Annotated in this window: 21 protein-coding genes; 8 read left to right on the plus strand and 13 right to left on the minus strand. The window is 58.1% G+C overall.

Annotated features, from left to right (window positions below; translation table 11 throughout):
- The first annotated feature begins 236 nt into the window (after nt 1-236).
- Nucleotides 237-2,405 (plus strand): malate synthase G, encoded by a 2,169-nt coding sequence (locus tag HF945_RS07300; RefSeq protein WP_290525086.1) that lies wholly within the window; start codon nt 237-239, stop codon nt 2,403-2,405.
- 141 nt (nt 2,406-2,546) lie between these two features.
- On the opposite strand, the gene HF945_RS07305 is transcribed toward HF945_RS07300, so the two are convergent.
- Nucleotides 2,547-3,296 (minus strand): hypothetical protein, encoded by a 750-nt coding sequence (locus HF945_RS07305; protein WP_290525087.1) that lies wholly within the window; start codon nt 3,294-3,296, stop codon nt 2,547-2,549.
- 83 nt (nt 3,297-3,379) lie between these two features.
- On the opposite strand from HF945_RS07305, the gene HF945_RS07310 reads away from it, so the two are divergent.
- On the plus strand, nt 3,380-4,111 hold the full coding sequence (locus HF945_RS07310; protein WP_290525088.1) for a methyltransferase domain-containing protein: 732 nt from the start codon (nt 3,380-3,382) through the stop codon (nt 4,109-4,111).
- 641 nt (nt 4,112-4,752) lie between these two features.
- On the opposite strand, the gene HF945_RS07315 is transcribed toward HF945_RS07310, so the two are convergent.
- The 7 genes from HF945_RS07315 to HF945_RS07345 form a co-directional block, all read right to left on the minus strand.
- Nucleotides 4,753-5,256, minus strand: a complete 504-nt coding sequence (locus HF945_RS07315) for a hypothetical protein (RefSeq protein ID WP_290525089.1) — start codon at nt 5,254-5,256, stop codon at nt 4,753-4,755.
- 5 nt (nt 5,257-5,261) lie between these two features.
- On the minus strand, nt 5,262-5,687 hold the full coding sequence (locus tag HF945_RS07320; RefSeq protein WP_290525090.1) for a GNAT family N-acetyltransferase: 426 nt from the start codon (nt 5,685-5,687) through the stop codon (nt 5,262-5,264).
- 10 nt (nt 5,688-5,697) lie between these two features.
- The gene (locus tag HF945_RS07325) at nt 5,698-6,825 is read right to left on the minus strand and encodes a cupin domain-containing protein (protein ID WP_290525091.1); all 1,128 of its coding nucleotides are present in this window, start codon (nt 6,823-6,825) and stop codon (nt 5,698-5,700) included.
- Between the two features lie 52 nt (nt 6,826-6,877).
- A complete protein-coding gene (gene purB / locus HF945_RS07330; RefSeq protein ID WP_290525092.1) occupies nt 6,878-8,248 on the minus strand; it encodes an adenylosuccinate lyase in 1,371 nt (456 codons plus the stop codon).
- A 398-nt stretch (nt 8,249-8,646) separates the two neighbouring features.
- The gene (gene hflD / locus HF945_RS07335) at nt 8,647-9,279 is read right to left on the minus strand and encodes a high frequency lysogenization protein HflD (RefSeq protein WP_290525093.1); all 633 of its coding nucleotides are present in this window, start codon (nt 9,277-9,279) and stop codon (nt 8,647-8,649) included.
- A 17-nt stretch (nt 9,280-9,296) separates the two neighbouring features.
- Entirely contained in the window at nt 9,297-10,391 is a 1,095-nt protein-coding gene (gene mnmA, locus HF945_RS07340; protein ID WP_290525094.1) for a tRNA 2-thiouridine(34) synthase MnmA, read from the minus strand.
- A 17-nt stretch (nt 10,392-10,408) separates the two neighbouring features.
- A complete protein-coding gene (locus HF945_RS07345; protein WP_290525095.1) occupies nt 10,409-10,876 on the minus strand; it encodes an NUDIX hydrolase in 468 nt (155 codons plus the stop codon).
- A 110-nt stretch (nt 10,877-10,986) separates the two neighbouring features.
- Here HF945_RS07345 and moaC point away from each other — a divergent pair, with 110 nt between their 5' ends.
- The 3 genes from moaC to HF945_RS07360 are packed head-to-tail and all read left to right on the plus strand — an operon-like array spanning nt 10,987 to nt 12,210.
- Complete coding sequence (gene moaC / locus HF945_RS07350; RefSeq protein ID WP_290525096.1) at nt 10,987-11,481, plus strand: cyclic pyranopterin monophosphate synthase MoaC; 495 nt, start codon at nt 10,987-10,989, stop codon at nt 11,479-11,481.
- A gap of 4 nt (nt 11,482-11,485) precedes the next feature.
- The gene (gene moaD, locus HF945_RS07355; RefSeq protein ID WP_290525097.1) at nt 11,486-11,740 is read left to right on the plus strand and encodes a molybdopterin converting factor subunit 1; all 255 of its coding nucleotides are present in this window, start codon (nt 11,486-11,488) and stop codon (nt 11,738-11,740) included.
- Nucleotides 11,737-12,210, plus strand: a complete 474-nt coding sequence (locus tag HF945_RS07360) for a molybdenum cofactor biosynthesis protein MoaE (protein WP_290525098.1) — start codon at nt 11,737-11,739, stop codon at nt 12,208-12,210. Before moaD ends, HF945_RS07360 begins: the two co-directional genes overlap by 4 nt.
- Here HF945_RS07360 and HF945_RS07365 read toward each other — a convergent pair.
- Nucleotides 12,113-12,736, minus strand: coding sequence for a pseudouridine synthase (locus HF945_RS07365; RefSeq protein ID WP_290525099.1), 624 nt, complete (start codon nt 12,734-12,736; stop codon nt 12,113-12,115). The two genes, HF945_RS07360 and HF945_RS07365, sit on opposite strands and share 98 nt — an antisense overlap.
- A gap of 215 nt (nt 12,737-12,951) precedes the next feature.
- Here HF945_RS07365 and HF945_RS07370 point away from each other — a divergent pair, with 215 nt between their 5' ends.
- Nucleotides 12,952-15,174, plus strand: a complete 2,223-nt coding sequence (locus tag HF945_RS07370) for an NADP-dependent isocitrate dehydrogenase (protein ID WP_290525100.1) — start codon at nt 12,952-12,954, stop codon at nt 15,172-15,174.
- Nucleotides 15,175-15,449: 275 nt separating this feature from the next.
- On the opposite strand, the gene HF945_RS07375 is transcribed toward HF945_RS07370, so the two are convergent.
- Nucleotides 15,450-15,698, minus strand: a complete 249-nt coding sequence (locus tag HF945_RS07375; RefSeq protein ID WP_290525101.1) for a cold-shock protein — start codon at nt 15,696-15,698, stop codon at nt 15,450-15,452.
- A gap of 257 nt (nt 15,699-15,955) precedes the next feature.
- On the opposite strand from HF945_RS07375, the gene clpS reads away from it, so the two are divergent.
- Together clpS and clpA are read left to right on the plus strand one after the other, a co-directional pair.
- Nucleotides 15,956-16,342: an ATP-dependent Clp protease adapter ClpS gene (gene clpS / locus HF945_RS07380; RefSeq protein ID WP_290525102.1), complete on the plus strand. Its 387-nt coding sequence runs from the start codon at nt 15,956-15,958 to the stop codon at nt 16,340-16,342.
- A 26-nt stretch (nt 16,343-16,368) separates the two neighbouring features.
- Nucleotides 16,369-18,633, plus strand: coding sequence for an ATP-dependent Clp protease ATP-binding subunit ClpA (gene clpA, locus HF945_RS07385; RefSeq protein WP_290525103.1), 2,265 nt, complete (start codon nt 16,369-16,371; stop codon nt 18,631-18,633).
- A 133-nt stretch (nt 18,634-18,766) separates the two neighbouring features.
- Here the strand turns inward: clpA and infA are convergent, their stop codons facing one another.
- From infA to aat, 3 genes are all read right to left on the minus strand, one after another.
- Complete coding sequence (infA, locus tag HF945_RS07390) at nt 18,767-18,985, minus strand: translation initiation factor IF-1 (protein WP_022984063.1); 219 nt, start codon at nt 18,983-18,985, stop codon at nt 18,767-18,769.
- Nucleotides 18,986-19,084: 99 nt separating this feature from the next.
- Nucleotides 19,085-19,804, minus strand: a complete 720-nt coding sequence (locus HF945_RS07395) for an arginyltransferase (protein WP_290525104.1) — start codon at nt 19,802-19,804, stop codon at nt 19,085-19,087.
- Nucleotides 19,805-19,857: 53 nt separating this feature from the next.
- Nucleotides 19,858-20,586 (minus strand): leucyl/phenylalanyl-tRNA--protein transferase, encoded by a 729-nt coding sequence (gene aat / locus HF945_RS07400; RefSeq protein WP_290525105.1) that lies wholly within the window; start codon nt 20,584-20,586, stop codon nt 19,858-19,860.
- Nucleotides 20,587-20,607 lie beyond the last annotated feature (21 nt).

The following is a 20,607-nucleotide window of genomic DNA, read 5'->3' on the forward strand; positions in this document are numbered from 1 at the left end:
ACACAGTCACGCTAATTTTTGTCACTAAACATGATTCGTGGCCGCGTTTCGGCTAGAATACCCACCGTTTTTTTGCGAGCGACTGATCTCGGTCGTCTCGCCGCAGTCGTACTTCCCGGGCTTGATGTGATGGCTTGACCCGCTTTCTGATTGTGGGTCGCACGGCGGTTATAACCGCTCTCACGGACAGTGCCGATATACTGAAGACTTCTCTGGACCAGAAGGGTAGGAGCACCATGACCGATCGTATTCAGAAGGGTAGCCTCGAAATCGCTACCGAACTCCATGATCTGGTAGTCAACGAGATTGCGCCGGGTACCGGCGTGGACCCGGAGCACTTCTGGGCCGAGCTGGAAGCCATCCTCAAGGACCTGGCACCCAAGAACAAGGCACTGCTGGAAAAGCGTGAAGCAATCCAGGCGCAGCTGGACGAGTGGTACAAAGCGCGCAAGGGCCAGTCCATCGACATGGCTGAATACAAGCAGTTCCTGACCGAGATCGGTTACCTGCTGCCGGAAGGCGAAGACTTCAAAGTCACCACAGACAACGTGGACGAGGAAATCGGTCGCATTGCTGGTCCGCAGCTGGTAGTGCCGGTGAAGAATGCCCGTTTTGCCCTGAATGCGGCCAACGCCCGCTGGGGTAGCTTGTACGATGCCCTGTACGGCACCGACGTGATTTCCGACGAAGGCGGCGCCGAGAAAGGCGGTGCCTACAACCCGAAACGTGGCGCCAAGGTAATTGCCTGGGCTCGCGATTTCCTGGACAACTACTTCCCGCTGGCCAGCGGTTCCCACAAGGACAGCACCGGTTATGCCATCGTTGACGGCAAGTTGGAAGTGTCCCTGGGCGAAGAGAAGACCGGCCTCAAAGACGAATCCCAGCTGAAAGGCTACCTGGGCGATGCTGCGGCTCCCAGCGGTGTTCTGGTCAAGCACAACAACCTGCATGCTGAAATCCAGTTCGATGCCAGCCACCCAATCGGTGCCGACGACGCGGCCAACATGAAAGATGTGCTGCTGGAATCCGCCATTACCACCATCCAGGATTGTGAAGATTCCGTGGCTGCCGTGGATGCGGAAGACAAGGTAGAGGTTTACCGCAACTGGGCTGGCCTGATGAAGGGCGACCTGCAGGAAAGCTTCGAGAAGGGTGGCAAGACCATGACCCGTGCCATGAACGGTGACCGTGAGTACACCGCGCTGGACGGCTCCACCCTGACCCTGCACGGCCGCTCCCTGCTGCTGGTGCGTAACGTGGGTCACCTGATGACCAACCCGGCCATCCTCATGAACGGTGAGGAAACCCCGGAAGGCATCATGGACGGCATGGTCACCGTACTGGCGGCCATGCACGATCTGAAGAAGATCAACAAGCTCAGCAACAGCCGTACCGGCTCCGTGTACATTGTGAAGCCGAAGATGCATGGTCCGGAAGAAGTGGCCTTTGCCGTTGAGCTGTTCGGTCGCGTCGAGAAGGCCCTGGGCCTGGCAGACAAGACCCTTAAAATCGGCATCATGGATGAAGAGCGTCGCACCACCGTGAACCTGAAGGAGTGTATCCGTCAGGCCAGCGACCGGGTGATCTTCATCAACACCGGTTTCCTTGACCGTACCGGTGATGAGATGCACACCTCCATGGAAGCCGGTCCGTTCGCACGCAAGGGCGATATGAAAGGCATGGCCTGGATCAAGGCCTACGAAGACTGGAACGTGGATATTGGTCTGGAATGCGGCCTGCCGGGCCACGCCCAGATTGGTAAGGGCATGTGGGCCATGCCGGACGAAATGGCAGCCATGATGGCTAACAAGGCCGGTCACCCCAACGCGGGCGCCAACTGCGCCTGGGTACCGTCTCCGACCGCTGCCACCCTGCACGTGACCCACTACCACGAAGTGGATGTGGCCGCAGTACAGGCCAAGCTGGCCAGCCGTGAGCGAGCCTCACTGGACGATATCCTGACCCTGCCGCTTCTGGACCGTGAGCTGAGCGCTGACGAAATCCAGCAGGAGTTGGATAACAATGCCCAGGGTATCCTGGGTTACATGGTGCGCTGGATTGATCAGGGCGTGGGCTGTTCCAAGGTGCCGGACATCAACGATGTGGGCCTGATGGAAGACCGTGCCACCCTGCGTATTTCCAGCCAGCACGTGACCAACTGGCTGCACCACGGCATCACCAACAAAGACCAGGTGATGGAAACCCTGAAGCGCATGGCCGAAGTGGTAGATCGCCAGAACGCCAACGATCCGCTGTACACGCCCATGGCCAAGGACTTCGACGGCTCTGTTGCCTTCCAGGCTGCGGTTGAGCTGGTCTTTGAAGGCTGCTCCCAGCCGAGCGGCTACACCGAGCCGGTTCTGCACCGTCGTCGCCGAGAGCTGAAGAAGGCAATTAATAATTAATAGTTAATAATTAATAGCGGCGCGCTCGCGAGTCGCTAATTGCCCGAAAGCAAAGAGGCCGCGCCCAATTGTTGGGCGCGGCCTCTTGCGTTTGTAAAAACATGAAAGCTGCTCGCGTAGCTATTCATTATTCATTATTAACTATTCATTAACTTCCACCATCACCTCTATCGGCAACGTAACCGTCTGCCGTGCGCTCTGATAGCGGCCTATGCCTTGTTGTGTGGTCTGGTTGACGGTGTTGATCGTGCCCATCTGCTGCCACTGGCCGGGTTGCAGGCGCAGGGTGGAGGCGCTGTGTTGGGTGTCGGCAATTCCAGGGCCGCCGGGCTGGTCGTGGCGTTGCTGGATCTGCAGTGTCACGGTGCCGTCCATGTTGACCTGCGGGGTAACCTGAATACCCCGTTCCAGTGCGTGCAGATAAGTGCCGTTATCGCCACCGCTGAGTGCCAGCAGGGTGCCCTGGTTGATCCCTGCGGAATAGCCGCTCAGGGTTCTGACCTGATAATCGCTGTGTCGCTTGGCGTATCGTTGTTGCTGCTGTACCTGCACAGCGGCGTTGGTGCCGGAAAATGTCTTGCGGGACAGTTCTATATCCGCACCGAAACGTTGTTCATGGCTGCCACCCGCACGACGCAGAAAGACTGTCACGGCCTTGGGTTTACTGTTCAGTTCACCCAGTACCGACTGTAATTCCTGGAAGTTGCTGCTGGTGGTGCGGATGATGAGCTTGCCCTGATAGGCATTAACGGTACCGCCATCCGGGAGGAGAGGGCCAATTACCGGTACCAGGGCAGCAGCATCCGGTCGTGAGATGACATGCAGGCTCATGTCCTGTGCAGTGACAGAAAGGGAAAGCCCCAGTAACAAGATCGCGAGTATCCGTCTCATGGCGCTCCTTGCTGAAATCGGTGACTCGGGCGGTATCATTATTTCATCACTCTAACCTGCATCTGGTTGATCTGACAGGCATAATGGCCGCCTGGTTCAATCAGAGAGATTCCGTGCCCATGTTTGCCAACAGTCGAGCGGTCCAGTCCAACCAGGACGGTGTGCATCCTGATCTGGAAAAGGTGGTCCGCCGCCACCTGGATAGCGCCTGGCAGGCGCCCCTGGCTGACTTCGACCGTGCCGCATTTGCCCGGGCACAGGAATGGCGCAATCGGCAAGGTGAAACACGGCCCCTGATGCTGGACAGCGGCTGCGGTACAGGGCGCTCCTCGGTGCATCTGGCCAAGGCTAATCCGAAGGCTCTTGTGATCGGGGTGGATCAGTCAGAGGACCGGCTAGCCAGAGCGCAGCGTCGCTTCGCTCCTTTGCCGGAGAACCTTTTGCTATTACGTAGCGATTGTGCCGGGCTGTGGCGATTGATGGTAGAAGCCGGCTGGCAGCTGGCCCGTCATCAGATTCTCTATCCCAATCCCTGGCCCAAAAGCGCTCATCTTAAACGCCGCTGGCATGGCCATCCGGTGTGGCCCTCGGTGCTGGCCCTGGGTGGTGAACTGGAGCTGCGGAGCAACTGGCCTGTCTATCTGCAGGAAGTCCAGTCAGCCCTGCTGCTGAGCGGCCATTGCGCACAGATTGACCCATTGCCGGAAGGTCACGAGCCGGTGACAGACTTCGAGGAGAAGTATCAGGCCAGTGGGCAGGTGAATTGGCAACTGTTGGCGAGGCTGAGTGAGTCGTTAATAGTTAATAATGAATAGTTAATAGCGAAGCGGGATGGTGGAGCGGGTGCTGCCCGGCGGGTGGCCGCATTTTTTTTTCAGGGGAGATCCCTGACATTAAAGTCATTCAATGATTCCGGGAATGATTGGCTATTTGCAAGGAGCGGCGTTTGCTATGCCCTTCGGGGGCGGCCGCGACCCGCACGGCGCTTGTGTTTTTCGCACCGCGACTGGCGTTTCGACAAAACAGGAAGCCCTTTCCTTTGTGGGAGCTTGCCTGCAATTGGTGGGCGTCGCCGACCGTATTATCGTCTGCAGGCAGACTCCCACAGAACTAATCTCAAATTCCTCTGTGGGAGCGGTGGTTCCACCGCGAGGGTCTTGAGCTGAGCTTTTTGGGTCGCGGTCGGACGACCGCTCCTGCGACATACTCCCTCACACGGCTGTGGGAGCTTGCTTGCAAGCGAATCCCCCCGCCTCCTTCGCGTGCAGGCTCTCTCTCATTGCTATTGAGGGGGACGACAGTGCTTTATTGGTAACGTACAAGCAGCGCCTGAAGTGCTTGCCGAACGAAATGGGCTGGATTTGTCTGCCGAAACTCGCCCCCGAAACGCGCTTTGCGCGATTTAAGATACAGTCTGCGCTCCCGGATCAGATGTCTTCTCGCAGCGCGACGCTGTCTAAAGCCTCAACTCCCTGAGCTCGGGGCTCCCCGATGACCGTTCCCAGAGTGTCTGGAAATCCCGTGCCAGGCGTGGCGCGTGGGGCAGGCGATGGGCGCAGAGGTGAACTCTCGCCGGGCGTGGCCAGCCCTGTGCGTCAAGCAGGCCTGTCCCATCGCCAATGGCATGACAGGCCTGTGCATCACGGTCGTCAGGCTGGGTCTGGCGAAGGTGAATGCGCGAGGGCAGGCGCCGGGCCAGGTGGATCAGCCGATGGCCGTCGCGGACGGCGGCCTCCTGATCATCATAGAGGATCCGGATATCGACACGCTCACTGCTGATGGCGAGGGCCTTGATAGCATCACAGACCTGGCTGTGCGCAGTGAGTTCATCGAGCACCGGGACACGTATCCAGAGAGTGCGGCGACAAGCAGAAACCAGTAAGGCCAGCGCTTGGCTGGCCTCACTGGGCGACAGGCTGTGAAGCGTGTCATTTTTGCCGATTTCCAGCTCGATGGGCATGCCAGTCAGAGCAGGGGTTTGAACATCTGACGGTGGGGGATGTTGGCGTCCATGAAGATGCCCCCGGTTACGGAGAAACCGGCAGCTTCATAAAAGCTGGTGGCATGGGTCTGGGCATGCAGAAAGATTTCTTCCATGCCTTTGGCTCTGGCGGCTTCCTCGGCGGCCACCAGCAGGGAACTGCCAACACCGTTGTTGCGGTGTTCAGAGAGCACACACAGGCGACTGATCTGGCCAGTGGGTAGCAGGCGAATACAGCCAGCCGGTTGCTGATCGGCGTCCAGGGCCAGGAAATGGATGGCGTTATTGTCTTCGCCGTCCCATTCCAGCTCTTCCGGAACACGCTGTTCCTCGATGAATACCTTCTGACGCAGCGAGCGCAGTGCTGCTTCATGCTCGCCCCAGCGGGTTTCGATGATGCTGATAGCCATGGGGGTCTCGTTATAGCGGGGCGAAATAGCCCTGTTCAATCCATTCATGTAGCAATTCCTGGGCGGCCTCTGTCATGACCGCTTCCAGCTCGTTATGGGTGTAGCGACGTTGGCTGGCGAGAAGATGCACCAGAGGACGTTGTTTGTCTGTGAGCGAGTGCGCTTCTCCGTTAAGCCAGACCCGTTTTCCCTGCATCAGCAGGCGAGTGCTGCCATGACGAACCAGCTTGATCTGCGCATCGCGGGAGCGAATATGGTGGTCATCCACCGCAAATTCAAGCCCATCCTGCCGAGGGGTGGAGAGCCAGCGATAAACCGCATTTTCAATGGCCTCGGGGCGTAACAGATCCAGGGCGCCACGTACCAGCTGTTGACGATCGGCATCGGCAAGAACGGCGGGATTGTCGGTGGCCACCCGGTCAGGATCGCTGAACAGTTCGCTGTCCGCTTCTGCCAGGCACTCCCCCGCAATTTCCGCCATCAACATCTGATAATCCGGGGCCCTGAATCCCACTGACCAGGTGAGGCAGTCACTGTCTTCAGCCACCCCGTGATGTGCCACCCCGGGTGGCAGGTAAAGTACGTCCCCGGGACGGGCCACGAATTCTTCCCGCACGGACATGTCAGCCAGCAACTTCAAGTCCGGGTGGGGCTGACGAGGGCTGCTGTCATCACAGACATCGCCAATCTGCCAGCGGCGGGTCCCCGCGGCCTGGATCAGGAAGACGTCATAACGGTCAAAATGGGGCCCGACGCTGCCGCCTTTGGCCGCGTAGCTCATCATGATGTCTTCAAGCCGCCAGTTAGGCAGGAAGCTGAAGCTGTCCAGCAGCAGGGAGGTATCGGTGAGGAAGTGATCCACCGATTGCACCAGCAGGGTCCAGTTCTCTTCCCCCAACCGGTCAAACACGGATTCTTCCAGTGGCCCTTGCTGCAGCTGCCAGGGGCCATTGCCGGCACCTTGAATGATGCGTGCTTCAACCCCTTCTTCCAGCGCCAGTCCCGCCAGGGTGTCAGCGTCCGGGTTGTCCAGGCCTGTGGCGGCCCCCGGCATAAACAGCGGGGTCTTCTGCCAGTGTTTGCACAGAAAGTCGTCGGCAGGCAGGGGAAGCTGGAATCGGGGGAGGGAGGCGGTCATGGGCATTCCGGGGAATAACAGGAGCAGCCCGGCTGCTCCTGTCTGGGTCCAGTTAGATGCTGCGGGCCTGGGACGCGGCGGAGCCCACATAGCTGGCAGGAGTCATGGCCAGCAACAGTTCCTTGGCGTCATCGGGGATCGCCAGGTCGTTGATGAAGGCCGTCAGGGTTTCCTGGTTGATACCGTCTTTGCCGCGGGTCAGCGCCTTGAGTTTTTCGTAGGGCTTCTCGATGCCATAGCGACGCATCACCGTCTGAATGGGCTCGGCCAGCACTTCCCAGGCGGCATCCAGATCGGCATCCAGACGGGCCGGATTCACTTCCAGCTTGCCAATGCCTTTCAGGCTGGCTTCGAAGGCGATCAGGCTGTGTGCAAGCCCCACGCCCACGTTGCGCAGCACAGTGGAATCGGTCAGGTCGCGCTGCCAGCGGGAGATGGGCAGCTTGGCGGCCAGATGATCCATGATGGCATTGGCCAGGCCCAGGTTGCCTTCGGAGTTCTCGAAGTCGATGGGATTGACCTTGTGGGGCATGGTAGAAGAGCCTACTTCGCCTTCCACCGTTTTCTGTTTGAAGTACCCCAGCGAGATATAACCCCACACATCACGGTCAAAGTCCAGCAAGACGGTGTTGAAACGCATCAGGGCATGGAAGTATTCGGCTACGCAGTCATGGGGCTCGATCTGGGTAGTGAACGGGTTGAAGGTCAGCCCCAGGCTCTCCACGAAGCGACGGGCAAACGTTTCCCAGTCCACTTCCGGGTAGGCGGACAGGTGGGCGTTGTAGTTACCCACAGCACCATTGATTTTGCCCAGCAGTTCCACGGCGGCGAACTGGTCACGCTGACGCTGCAGGCGCGCTGCCACATTGGCCATTTCCTTGCCCACGGTGGTGGGAGAGGCGGACTGGCCGTGGGTACGTGACAACATGGGCTGATCGGCAAGGCTGTGCGCCTGACGGCGGATAGCACTGATTACTTGATCCATGGTTGGCAGCAGTACCTCGCGGGCTTCCTTCAGCATCAGGGAGTAGGAGAGGTTGTTGATGTCCTCGCTGGTGCAGGCAAAATGAACGAATTCACTCATGCCGGCCAGTTCCTCGTGCTCAGCCATCTGTTCCTTGATGAAGTATTCCACCGCCTTCACGTCATGATTGGTGGTGGCTTCGATCTCCTTGATGCGCTCCGCATGGCCGGTTTCAAAATCACGGGTGATACCGCGCAGGTGCCAGGCGGCCTGGCCGCTCATGAGCGGAACTTCGGGAATATTCTTGTCGTGGGCGAGTTGCTCCAGCCAGCTCACTTCCACATGCACGCGGAAGCGGATCAGACCGTATTCACTGGTGGTATTACGCAGGGCATCGACCTTGCCGGCATAGCGGCCGTCGACCGGTGAAATGGCGGTAAGTGTGTTCAGGCTGGACATGAGTCAGGCTCCGCAAATCATCCAATTAGGGTTTTAAAGCGGCGCAATGATACAGCAAAAAGGGCGCGGTTGCGTGTTTGATTATGGCGGGACATGGAGCGCTTTGTGCTTGTCCGGGAAAGCCGCTGTAGGAGCTCCCTTCCAGGGGCGAACCGTGCGCAGCACGGAATCGACAGAAGGGCGATCACGGCGTTTGCCGGCTTGATGTTGCGTATTTGAGAAGTAGGGTGGGCGGCAATCCTTGCCCTGGCCAAGGCCCGGGTTCGCACCTGGACAGGTGTTATTCGCTGCGATCACCCTTCGGGCCGTACTTCGTACGTTACTCCGCTTCGCTGCGTTTCTACAACGGCTTTGTAGAGATGCGCATGCGAATAAAGTACTTTAATAAATATCTTTAACTAGTTGATATTAATAGATTCAAGCGTGGCGAGAATTTGCTTTCGCTTGAACAGCAGGTGCCACCGCTTGCCTCCCAGCTGCTGCCAGAGGAAGGCTGCACGGACCCCGGAAAGAAACAGGGTGCGGATACGGGCAGCCTTATCCTCATCCTGCAGGTGTGAAGGGTCTCCCTTGACCTGGATGCGGAAACGGAAGGTGCCCAGGGTGTCCACATAGATGCTGGCAAGGCGGTGACAGAAGGCGTCATCCGCCATATCGCTGAAATGGGCCTGCTGGCCGTTCAGGGCCATCAACCGGTGGCGAAGGATATTGGTGGTATCGGTATTCCTGGCAAGTTTGGCCGCCAGGTGCAGCAGTGCCAGGCCATAATTCAACGGACGCAGGGCCGCGCCGCCGCTATTACGGTTCAGGCTCAACTTGAGTAGCGCAACGCCTTCACGAAACAGTTCGGGACGTGGGTAGATGCTGTCAAAATTGTCAGCATCCAGTGCCATGACCCCCTCTATCAGGGGGCGCAGGGCGCGGGGGTCGCAGTCGCCACGCAGGGCGATATCGTCAGCCAGCTGCGCAGCCTGAAACACGGCTGCAAGCGCCAGTACCTGCTGCTGTTCTGGCGTAAATCGTTCGCTCATAGGCTCTCCTGGCTCGCTCATGCAGTGTGCTGAATGGGGGCGCCGCCCAAGCAGACCGGACCATCATAGAACACCACCGATTGCCCGGGGGTCACGGCTCGCTGGGGTTGATCAAATACCACGTGGACACGTCCCTGCCCGGCATCGCTGACCGTACAGGCCTGATCCGGCTGGCGATAGCGGGTCTTGGCGGTCAGTCTGGTGGGCAGTTGTGGGGGCTGCAACGCTACCCATTGCATGGCCGCGCTGGTCAGCTCACGGCTGTAGAGCATGGGGTGCTCGGTACCCTGAACAGCCACCAGTACATTGCGATCCAGGTCCTTGCCGGCCACATACCAGGGGGCGTCACTGGCGTCAGCCCGGCCGCCGATACCGAGGCCCTGGCGTTGGCCAAGGGTGTAGTACATGAGCCCATCGTGATCGCCGATCACGTTGCCATGATCATCTTCGATCCTGCCGGGCTGCGCCGGCAGATACTGCTCGAGGAAATCCTTGAAACGACGCTCACCGATGAAGCAGATCCCGGTTGAGTCCTTCTTCTTGTGATTGGCAAAGCCTTTCTCTTCGGCAATGCGCCGCACGGCGGGCTTTTCCAGGTCCCCCAGTGGAAACAGGGTCTGGTCGAACTTGCGGTAATCCACCGCATGCAGGAAGTAGGTCTGGTCCTTGTTGGTGTCCACGGCACGGAGCAGACGGGCAGGGCCGTTGTGATCCACCTGGGCGTAATGGCCGGTGGCAATATAATCGGCTCCGAGGGTGACCGCATGATCAAGAAAGGCCTGAAACTTGATTTCCTTGTTGCAGAGGATATCGGGATTGGGTGTACGCCCGGCCCGGTATTCCTCAAGGAAATGTTCGAAAACCCGGTCCCAGTACTCGGCAGCGAAATTGGCGGTATGCAGCTCGATGCCCAGTACACCGGCGACTTGCATGGCGTCCAGCAGGTCTTCACGGGCCGTACAGTATTCAGTGCCGTCGTCCTCATTCCAGTTCTTCATGAACAGGCCTTCCACCTGGTAACCCGCATCAATCAGGCGGGCGGCGGCCACGGAAGAGTCCACACCGCCGGACATGCCGACGATGACTCGGGTATCTTGAGGGGCTTTCGTCATCTTGCTGCCTTTGACCATCAGCCGCGCTGTAGCGGCCAGGGATGCTGATAAATGGTGTCCAGTGGCAGGCGACGGCCGGACAGATAATCGTCCAGACAGCGCTCCACCAGGGCGCTGCGGTGGTGCTCGCGTTGCGCGCGCAGTTCCTCCGGGGTCAGCCAGAGAGCTTCCAGAATGCCGGTATCCAACTTCTGGCGGGGATCATGGCTCACCGGGCGGGCCACGAAACACGTACGATAATAGACCCCGCCACCTTTCTGCGGCTGGAAGATATACCAGCCCAGCAAATCTGTGATCTCAACCTGCCAGGCGGTCTCTTCCAGTGTTTCACGATAGGCGGCCTGCACCAGGGTTTCACCGAATTCAGCATGACCGGCTGGCTGGTTGAGTACTTCCTTGCCTTTGCTCATTTCGCGAACGAAGAGGAAGCGACCGTCTTGTTCCACCACGCAGGCCACAGTAATGTGCGGCTCGAAGCTGTTCATAGCGATTCTGCCAATACGGGTGCCGGATAATGCTCAATCAGGCACGATGCTGTATGGAAAGGCGGGAATGGTAGCGCAGCCAGCGCTTCGACAACAGGCCGGGAGTAACCATGTCAGAGCAACCCTTTACCCATCTCGATGCCCATGGGCAGGCGCAGATGGTGGATGTGACAGAAAAGGCGGTGACACAGCGAACTGCAGTGGCGCAGGCCCACGTGAGAATGCAGCCCGAGACCCTGGCCATGATCCTGGATCAGCGCCATCCCAAGGGCGACGTGCTTGCGACAGCTCGTATCGCCGGTATTCAGGCCGCGAAAAAGACCTGGGACCTGATTCCACTTTGTCACCCGTTGTTGCTGACCAAGGTCAATGTGCATATCGAAGCGGAAGGTGAGGACTGCCTCAGGATCGAGACACTTTGCCGCCTAAGCGGCACCACCGGGGTTGAGATGGAGGCGCTCACGGCTGCATCCGTGGCTGCCCTGACACTTTATGACATGTGCAAGGCTGTGGACCGCGGCATGGTAATTGAAAGTGTGTGTCTGCTCGAAAAGGCGGGAGGGCGCAGTGGTCACTTCCGCAGGGATCAATCCGGTAAAGGGTAACAGAATGATTCAGGTGCGATTGTTTGCCGCGTTGCGGGAACGGGCAGGGCAAGAGCTGCTGGAACTGGCGCTTCCCGATGGGGTGAGCACCGTGGCGCAACTTGTCGTCTGGCTGGAGAACAGCGATGAAACCCTGGCCAGGGCCTTTGCCGCAACGCCATGCCGCATGGTGGCAGTGAATGAGGTTCTGGCCAGCGATGAGTCAGATATCGAGGACGGCGATGTGATTGCCCTGTTCCCGCCGGTGACAGGCGGATGAAGCGGCATATCCATATCCAGGAGGCTGCGCTGGACAGTGCCGCGCCCCTTGCCTGGCTCCATGATCAGGGGCTGAGCGGCGCTATTGTGCAGTTTTCCGGCCATGTGCGGGATGAGGACGGCCGGGTAGAAGCGTTGCACCTGGAGCATTACCCCGGCATGACGGAGCGTCTGCTGGGCACCATTGTTGATCACAGTTTGTCAAAATGGCCCCTCAATGGTGCCTGGGTGGTGCACAGGGTTGGCACCATGACGCGCGGGGACGAAATCGTTCAGGTGGCGGTGAGCGCAGAACATCGCCAGGCGGCCTTCGAGGCGTGCAGCTACATCATGGATATCCTGAAGACCCGTGCCCCGTTCTGGAAAAAAGAGCTTATCGGCGGCCATTGGCACTGGGTCGAGGCCCGCGAGCGCGACGCCCTTGCGGCTTCTTCCTGGCTGGCCGACGGGCCGGAGCATGAACCTCGGTAGCCCGCCACTGGCCTGGCTCAAGCCCATCCAGCGTCCAGTCACCGATCTGCCAGCGCACCAGCCGCAGGGTAGGGCAGCCAATGGCGGCGGTCATGCGCCTTACCTGTCGGTTTCGACCTTCGTCTATGGTGAGTCTCAGCCAGCTATCCGCTACCGTTTTGCGTGAGCGTACCGGCGGGTTACGTGGCCACAGATTGGGCGCGGCGATGTGCTCAACCTGGGCAGGCCGCGTGGGCCCGTCCTTGAGCGTAATCCCCTGGCGTAATTTTTGCAGCTCCGGGGCCCCGGGTTTACCTTCAACCTGAACCAGATAGGTCTTGGGTAAATGAAACCGGGGGCTGCTGATTCTGGCCTGGAGGCTACCGTCATCGGTCAGCAACAACAGGCCTTCAGAATCCCAGTCCAGACGGCCTGCCGGGTAAACACCGGGGACTGGTATGAATTCACTCAGGGTCCGACGTCCCTGGTCGTCCTGAAACTGGGATAAAACCTGAAAGGGTTTGTTTAACAAGATCAATTTCGCCATGGGAAATGACAATCCTGATAGGGCTTATTGATAATTTGAGTCGTGTTGCTGGCCGGCCACGCTAACAAGGCTATACGGTCAGTGCTATACTCGCCAGCGCATGCGGAATACGATTTTTAAAGGATTCGTCCTTTTTAGACCCGCTGATCTGACGGTCAAAAGCCGGCTCGTGTCAGGCGGGAAGCTCTGCCAATACAATTGGGACCTGTAATTCTATGACCACGCCTAAAATTATTTATACGATGACAGACGAGGCGCCAGCCCTCGCGACCTACTCCTTTTTGCCTATTATTGAGAAATTTACTTCGATCGCCGGGATCGAAGTTGAAAGCAGCGACATCTCACTGGCTGCACGTATTCTGGCCTCCTTCCCTGACTATCTTTCCGACGACCAGAAGGTCAGCGACAACCTCGCCGAGCTGGGCGAACTGACCCAGAACCCCGAAGCGAATATCATCAAGCTTCCCAATATCAGTGCCTCCATTCCGCAGCTCCGAGCGGCCATCGCCGAGTTGAATGAACACGGTTACAAGGTTCCTGAATACCCGGATGAGCCCAGCAACGAGAAGGAAGAAGACATCCAGGCTCGCTATGCCAAGGTGCTTGGTTCCGCAGTGAATCCGGTGCTGCGTGAAGGTAACTCGGACCGTCGCGCGCCCCAGGCAGTAAAGAATTATGCCCGCAAGAACCCGCATAGCATGGGCTACTGGAGCCCGGCATCACGGACCCATGTGGCCCACATGCGGGGAGGCGACTTCTTCTCCCACGAGACCTCCACCACCATCGAAAAGGGCTGCAAGGTCCGTATCGAGTTTGTCGACAAGAACGGCAAGGTATCTCTCAAGAAGCCCGAATTGCCGCTGCTTGATGGCGAAGTCATCGATGCCATGTACATGAGCAAGAAGGCCCTGTGCCAGTTTTTTGACGAACAGATCGAAGACGCCAAGAACACGGGCATTCTGTTCTCATTGCACGTCAAAGCCACCATGATGAAGGTCTCCCACCCCATTGTGTTTGGTCACGCAGTTCGCTGTTTCTACAAGGAGCTGTTTGAAAAACATGGCGATGTTCTGGAAGAGATTGGCGCCAATCCCAACAATGGCCTGAGCAACATCTACCAGAAAATCGAGGAATTGCCGATCTCCCAGCGTCTGGAGATTGAATCCACCATCCGTGCCTGCTATCTGCACCGCCCGGAACTGGCCATGGTCGACTCTGACCGCGGCATCTCCAATCTGCATGTGCCGTCCGATGTGATCGTGGATGCGTCAATGCCAGCCATGATCCGTCAGGGTGGCAAGATGTATGGTGCCGACGGCAAGCTCAAGGACACCAAGGCGGTGATTCCGGAAAGCACTTACGCCACCATCTACCAGGAAGTGATCAACTTCTGCAAAACCCATGGTGCCTTTGACCCGGTTACCTGCGGTTCGGTCCCCAATGTGGGGCTGATGGCCCAGAAAGCTGAAGAATACGGCTCCCATGACAAGACCTTCGAAATGAAGGACGCGGGCACCATGCGGGTGGTCCGTGAGGATGGTGAGGTTCTACTCAGCCATGAGGTGGAAGAAGGCGATATCTGGCGCATGTGTCAGGCCAAGGATCTGCCTATCCGTGACTGGGTGAAGCTGGCCGTAGTCCGTGCCCGGCAGAGCAATACCCCGGCCATTTTCTGGTTGGACAAGGAACGCGCCCATGACGCGCAACTGATCCTCAAGGTCAAGAAATACCTCAAAGAGCATGACACCGAAGGCCTGGATATCCGCATCATGTCCCCGGTACAGGCCATTCGCTACACCATGGAGCGGATGATTCGAGGCAAGGATACGATTTCCGTTACCGGTAATGTGTTGCGTGATTATCTCACCGACCTGTTCCCGATCCTGGAGCTGGGCACCAGTGCCAAGATGCTGTCCATTGTGCCGCTGATGGCCGGTGGTGGCCTGTATGAAACCGGTGCCGGTGGATCTGCCCCCAAGCATGTGCAGCAATTCCTGGAGGAGAACCACCTGCGCTGGGATTCACTGGGTGAATTCCTTGCGCTGGCCGTATCCATTGAGGAGCTGGGCGAGAAATATGGAAATGAGACCGCCCGGGTGATTGCCGCCGCACTGGACAAGGCCAATGAGCGCTATCTGGAAGAGAACAAGGCGCCGTCACGAAAGGTGGGTGAACCGGATAACCGGGTAAGCCATTTCTACGTGGCCATGTACTGGGCCCAGGCATTGGCCGCCCAGGACGAGAATGCCGAACTGAAAGAGAAGTTCGCGCCTATTGCCTCGGCGTTGACGGAAAACGAGGAGAAGATTGTCGCTGAAATGATTGCCGTGCAGGGTTCGCCCACTGATATCGGCGGGTACTATAACCCGGACTTCAGCAAGGCCTCTGCCGCCATGCGCCCCAGTGCCACCTTCAACAAGATCATGGACAAGGTCTGAGTTGAGCGGTGAAACAGAAAAGCCGGCGCATGCCGGCTTTTTTGTGTCTGTCGATCTGCAGGGCCGGACAACGGTGAGTGCGCTGCCTGTTAGCGAGGCTGGCAGGGCAGAGAGGCAGAGAGGATCGAACTATCGCAGTCGATGCTTTTCCCGTCGAAACGGTGCGCTTGGGTAAAAGAGACAGGGGGGCATCAGACGTGCCGCAGGAGGCCGGATCGGAGACCCGGCTCCTTTAGCGGAGTTCAGAGGAGAGAAAACAGCCGTGACGATGAAGGTCAGTCGGTGCTGCTTTCCTCGTTGGTGGCTTCGTTGCTGGCCTCGCCATTGGCCCGCAGGTTAACGGCGTGGAACCCCTTGTTGGCGGGCTGGACTTCATACTCCACCGGCTGGCCTGCCTTGAGGCTTTTATAACCGTCCATCTGGATGTAGGAGTAATGAACGAACAGGTCCTCACCCCCTTCATCAGGCCTGACAAAACCGTACCCTTTGGCGTTGTTAAACCACTTTACTCTTCCCGTTGCCATGGTCCTTCCCTCTGCCTATCCAATGGCTTGAAAAGCCTGAAGGCTTTCCGTTTCTTTTTATTCAACGGTATCCGCTGCGTTACACTGTAGGCACCGGTATCGATACCGGTCACTATTGTGCAACTTTTAAACATGCGTCGCAGGGTGTCAACCCCGTGACAAATCCATGGGAATGGGGGGCTTGAAAAAAGGATGACCGCCCATCATTTCATCATTGCCTGTTGACGCCAGCAGGGTTACAACGGTTTAAACGACTTATGAATTGGCAATATCAGTGGCAACCGGAAATGAATGAGCTGAAAGGCGGGCCTGTGTACGGCCCCTCGGATTCACCCTCAGAACCGGACCGCCATGGAGACCTGGCCGTCGAAGAGGCCAAACCCAAGCTCAAGCCGCCGTCCATGTACAAGGTGTGGATGCTGAACGATGACTACACCCCGATGGATTTCGTGGTGGAGGTGCTTGAGGACTTCTTCAATATGGGGCGCGAGCAGGCCACCCGAGTCATGCTGGCGGTGCATACGGAAGGAAAGGCAGTGTGCGGGATTTACCCCCAGGACATCGCCGAAACCAAGGCCACTCAGGTGGTCGAATATGCCCGGGAAAATCAGCATCCGCTGATGTGTCAGGTGGATCAAGCCTGATCGGGTACTGGCAGTGAGGTAGCCTTATGCTCAGTAAAGAACTGGAAATCACGCTGAACGAAGCGTTCCGTCATGCACGCAGCCACCGTCATGAGTTCATGACCGTGGAACATCTGCTGCTGGCATTACTGGAAAACGAGGCAGCCGTAGAAGTGCTGCGCGCCTGTGGCGCGGATCTGGAAGACCTGCGGGATTCACTGAGCCAGTTTATCGAAGATTCTACGCCACTGTTGCCGGAGAGCGATCCTGACCGTGACACCCAGCCCACGCTGGGTTTCCAGCGAGTGCTGCAGCGCGCGGTATTCAGTGTCCAGTCTTCTGGCAAGAAAGAGGTGACCGGTGCCAATGTGCTGGTGGCCATTTTCAATGAACAGGAAAGTCAGGCGGTGTACTTCCTGAACTGTCAGGACATCCACCGCCTTGACGTGGTCAACTTCATTGCCCACGGCATTTCCCAGCTGCAGGACTCCACTCCGCCGCCGGAAATGGAGCAGGAAGCAGAAGGCGGCGAGACGGCCAGCCAGGCCTCAGCACTGGAAAACTACGCCTCTAACCTGAATGAGCTGGCCCGGGAAGATCGTATCGATCCGCTGGTCGGGCGCGCGTTCGAGATCGAACGGGCTGCCCAGATTCTCTGCCGCCGGCGCAAGAACAACCCCTTGCTGGTCGGGGAGCCCGGCGTGGGCAAGACAGCCATTGCCGAAGGTCTCGCTCGCATGATCGTGGAAGAGAAGGTGCCCGAGCCCTTGCTGGATGCCACGGTCTATTCGCTGGATCTGGGCGCCTTACTGGCGGGGACCAAGTACCGTGGCGACTTCGAGAAACGTCTGAAAACCCTGCTGGCTGACCTGAAGAAAGAGCCCAACGCGATTCTCTTCATCGATGAAATTCACACCATCATTGGTGCCGGGGCTGCGTCAGGCGGTGTCATGGATGCCTCTAACCTGCTCAAGCCGTTGTTGGCCAATGGCGAACTGAAATGCATGGGATCCACGACCTTCCAGGAATACCGGGGAGTATTCGAGAAGGACCGGGCTTTGTCCCGCCGCTTCCAGAAAATCGATGTGGTGGAGCCCTCAGTAGAAGACACCGTGGGTATTCTCAAGGGGCTCAAATCCCGCTTTGAGAAGCACCATGATGTGGAGTACAGCAACGCGGCCCTGAAAGCGGCGGCTGAGCTGAGCGCCCGTTATATCAACGATCGCTACCTGCCGGACAAGGCTATCGATGTGATTGACGAGGTGGGGGCCTGGCAACGGCTACGCCCTGAAGAGCAGCGCAAGCACACCATCGATGAGGGTGACGTGGAAGACATGGTCGCCAAGATCGCCCGGATTCCACCCAAGCAGGTCTCGTCTTCTGACAAGGAGCTGCTGCGGAATCTGGAGCGGGACCTGAAGATGACCGTTTTCGGCCAGGATGACGCCATCGACACCATTTCTGCTGCCATCAAATTGTCCCGGGCGGGTCTCAAGGGCGAAAACAAGCCGATCGGTAGCTTCATGTTTGCCGGCCCCACCGGGGTGGGCAAGACCGAAGTCAGCCGGCAGCTGGCCCGCGCCCTGGGTGTGGAGCTGGTGCGTTTCGATATGTCTGAATACATGGAGCGGCACACCGTTAGCCGATTGATCGGCGCACCTCCCGGGTATGTGGGTTACGACCAGGGCGGTCTGCTGACCGAGGCGATCACCAAGACGCCACATTGTGTACTGCTGCTGGATGAGATCGAGAAGGCTCATCCGGAGGTGTTCAACATCTTGCTGCAGGTGATGGATAACGCCACTCTCACGGATAACAATGGTCGCAAGGCGGATTTCCGCAACGTGATCCTGATCATGACCACCAATGCGGGTGCCGAGGTACTGAACAAACGTTCCATTGGCTTCACCGAACAGGACAACAGCACCGACGGCATGGAGATGCTCAAGAAGGTGTTCACTCCCGAGTTCCGCAATCGTCTGGATGGCATTGTCCAGTTCGCGCCGCTCAATACCGAGGTGATCCTGGGTGTGGTGGACAAGTTCCTGGTGGAGCTGCAGGCCCAGCTGGACGAAAAGGGTGTGGTCCTGCACGTGGACGATTCAGCCCGCCGCTGGCTGGCCGAGAAAGGCTACGACAAGGACATGGGCGCACGCCCGATGGCTCGCCTGATCCAGGAGCAGCTGAAGAAACCGCTGGCCGAAAAGCTGTTGTTTGGCGAACTGGCCGAGCAGGGTGGACAGGTGGATGTGGCCGAGAAAGACGGCAAACTCGACCTGACCATCAAATCCGCGGAGGCGGAGCCGGCGTGATTCAGTGAACAGTTAACAGTGAATAGTTAACAGCGATAAACCCTAAACAAAAATACCCCCGGCTCACAGAGGCGGGGGTATTTTTTTGCCTTTCTGCATGCAGCGTGGTGCGTGTTGCGTGCAGCGGCCTTTCTTATTTCATGCGGAAAGTGATTCGACCCTTGGTCAGGTCGTAGGGGGACATTTCCACCTTTACACGGTCACCGGTGAGGATGCGGATATAGAATTTGCGCATCTTTCCGGAGATGTGGGCCGTGATCACGTGACCGTTATCCAGCTTCACACGAAACATCGTGTTGGGCAGGGTTTCAACAATCACACCTTCAAGTTCAATCTGTTCTTCTTTCGCCATCCAACAAATACCTTGGGTTACCGGCTATGAGCGAGGGCGCAATTATGCCTACAAAGCGGGCCGGCTGCAAAACCTGTTGAACTTTGGTGGGACAAGGGGCTATTTGTCCCGCTCGGGGAGGTCCTTCCAGGCGCCGCTGCGCAATATTTCCAGGGGCTGGTACTGGTTTTTGTAGCTCATTTTCTGGCACTGATCGATCCAGTAACCCAGATACAGGTAGGGCAGGTTGAGGCGCTGGCATTGCTCAATCTGCCATAGCAGGGCCATAACGCCCAGGCTACGTTCATGACGATTGGGGTCGAAGAAGGTATAGACCGCGGAGAGGCCATCCTCCAGCTGGTCGGTGACGGCTACGGCCCGCAACTTGCCCTGTTCCCGAAAACAGTAGAAGTGGGTATCTGCCCAGTCACAGGTCAGGAAGTTGGTAAACTGCTCCTCGGAGGGCGGATACATGTCACCATCACCATGGCGCTGATTGATGTAATCGGCATACAGGCTGTACAGCTCACGGGTGAAGCGTGCCGGTTCACGGCTGACCACCAGATCCTGGTTGATTTTGCGGATACGGCGGTGCCGCCGTCGCGGCTGGAAATCGCTGACCCGCACCCTGGCCGGGATGCAGGCAGAGCAGTCTTCACAATGCGGGCGGTACAGGTAGTCGCCGCTACGACGAAACCCCAGCAGGCTCAGTTCGCTGTAGAGCGCCGGTGACATTGTGGCCTGGGGGTCCACAAACAGGGTTGAAGCCTGCCGGTCTTCCAGATAACTGCAGGCATGGGCCGGGGTCCGGAAAAAACGCAGGGTGGAAAGATCTGTCATGGCTTCAGTTTAGCCAACCCGTCGGGCACTGAAAATCCTTCCCTGATGACCGGTCAGGTAGGTTTTTTGTAATCCAGCAGTTCTGAGCCGTGCCAGTGGGTCTGGGGCCAGATGGACGGCTCCGGGGCAGCGGGGATCCAGTGCGCCAGATGCTGACGAAAGGTGTCCCGGTCAATCATGCTGGCACCCATGCGGGTCAGGTGGTCGTTTTCTACCTGGGCATCCAGCAGGGCGATGTCCAGGGTCGAGGCCAGCTGCTTCAGGGCTACCAGGGCCATTTTTGAGCCATTGAGCCGGGGGGACACCATGGACTCCCCAAAGAAGACCCGGCCAAGCTGGATACCATAGATCCCGCCAGCTATCTGGCCTTCTTGCCAGATTTCAAGGCTATGCGCATAGCCCATCTGATGAAGTCGCAGATAAGCACTGATCATTTCTGAACTGATCCAGGTACCGCCACCGTCACGGCGTGGCCCTGCACACAGGGTCATCACCGATGAAAACGCCTGATTCAGCGTTACGGTGAATTCTGTCTTGTTGATGTGCCGTTTCAGACTGCGGCTGACATGGATCTGGTCGGGATAGAAGACACAACGGGGGGCGGGGGACCACCACAGGATGGGCTGATAATCCGCATCATACCAGGGGAAGATGCCGGCAGAATAAGCCCGGATCAGCGTGCCTGGGCTCAGGTCCGCCCCGGCGGCCAACAGGCCGTCCGGGTCGGTGAGGGCGTCACGGGTATCGGGAAAGGGAGCTCCCGGTTCAAGCCATGGCACCATGGTCTACACCTGCAGTAGCTG

The organism is Alcanivorax sp. (genome assembly GCF_017794965.1).
GTDB lineage: Bacteria > Pseudomonadota > Gammaproteobacteria > Pseudomonadales > Alcanivoracaceae > Alcanivorax.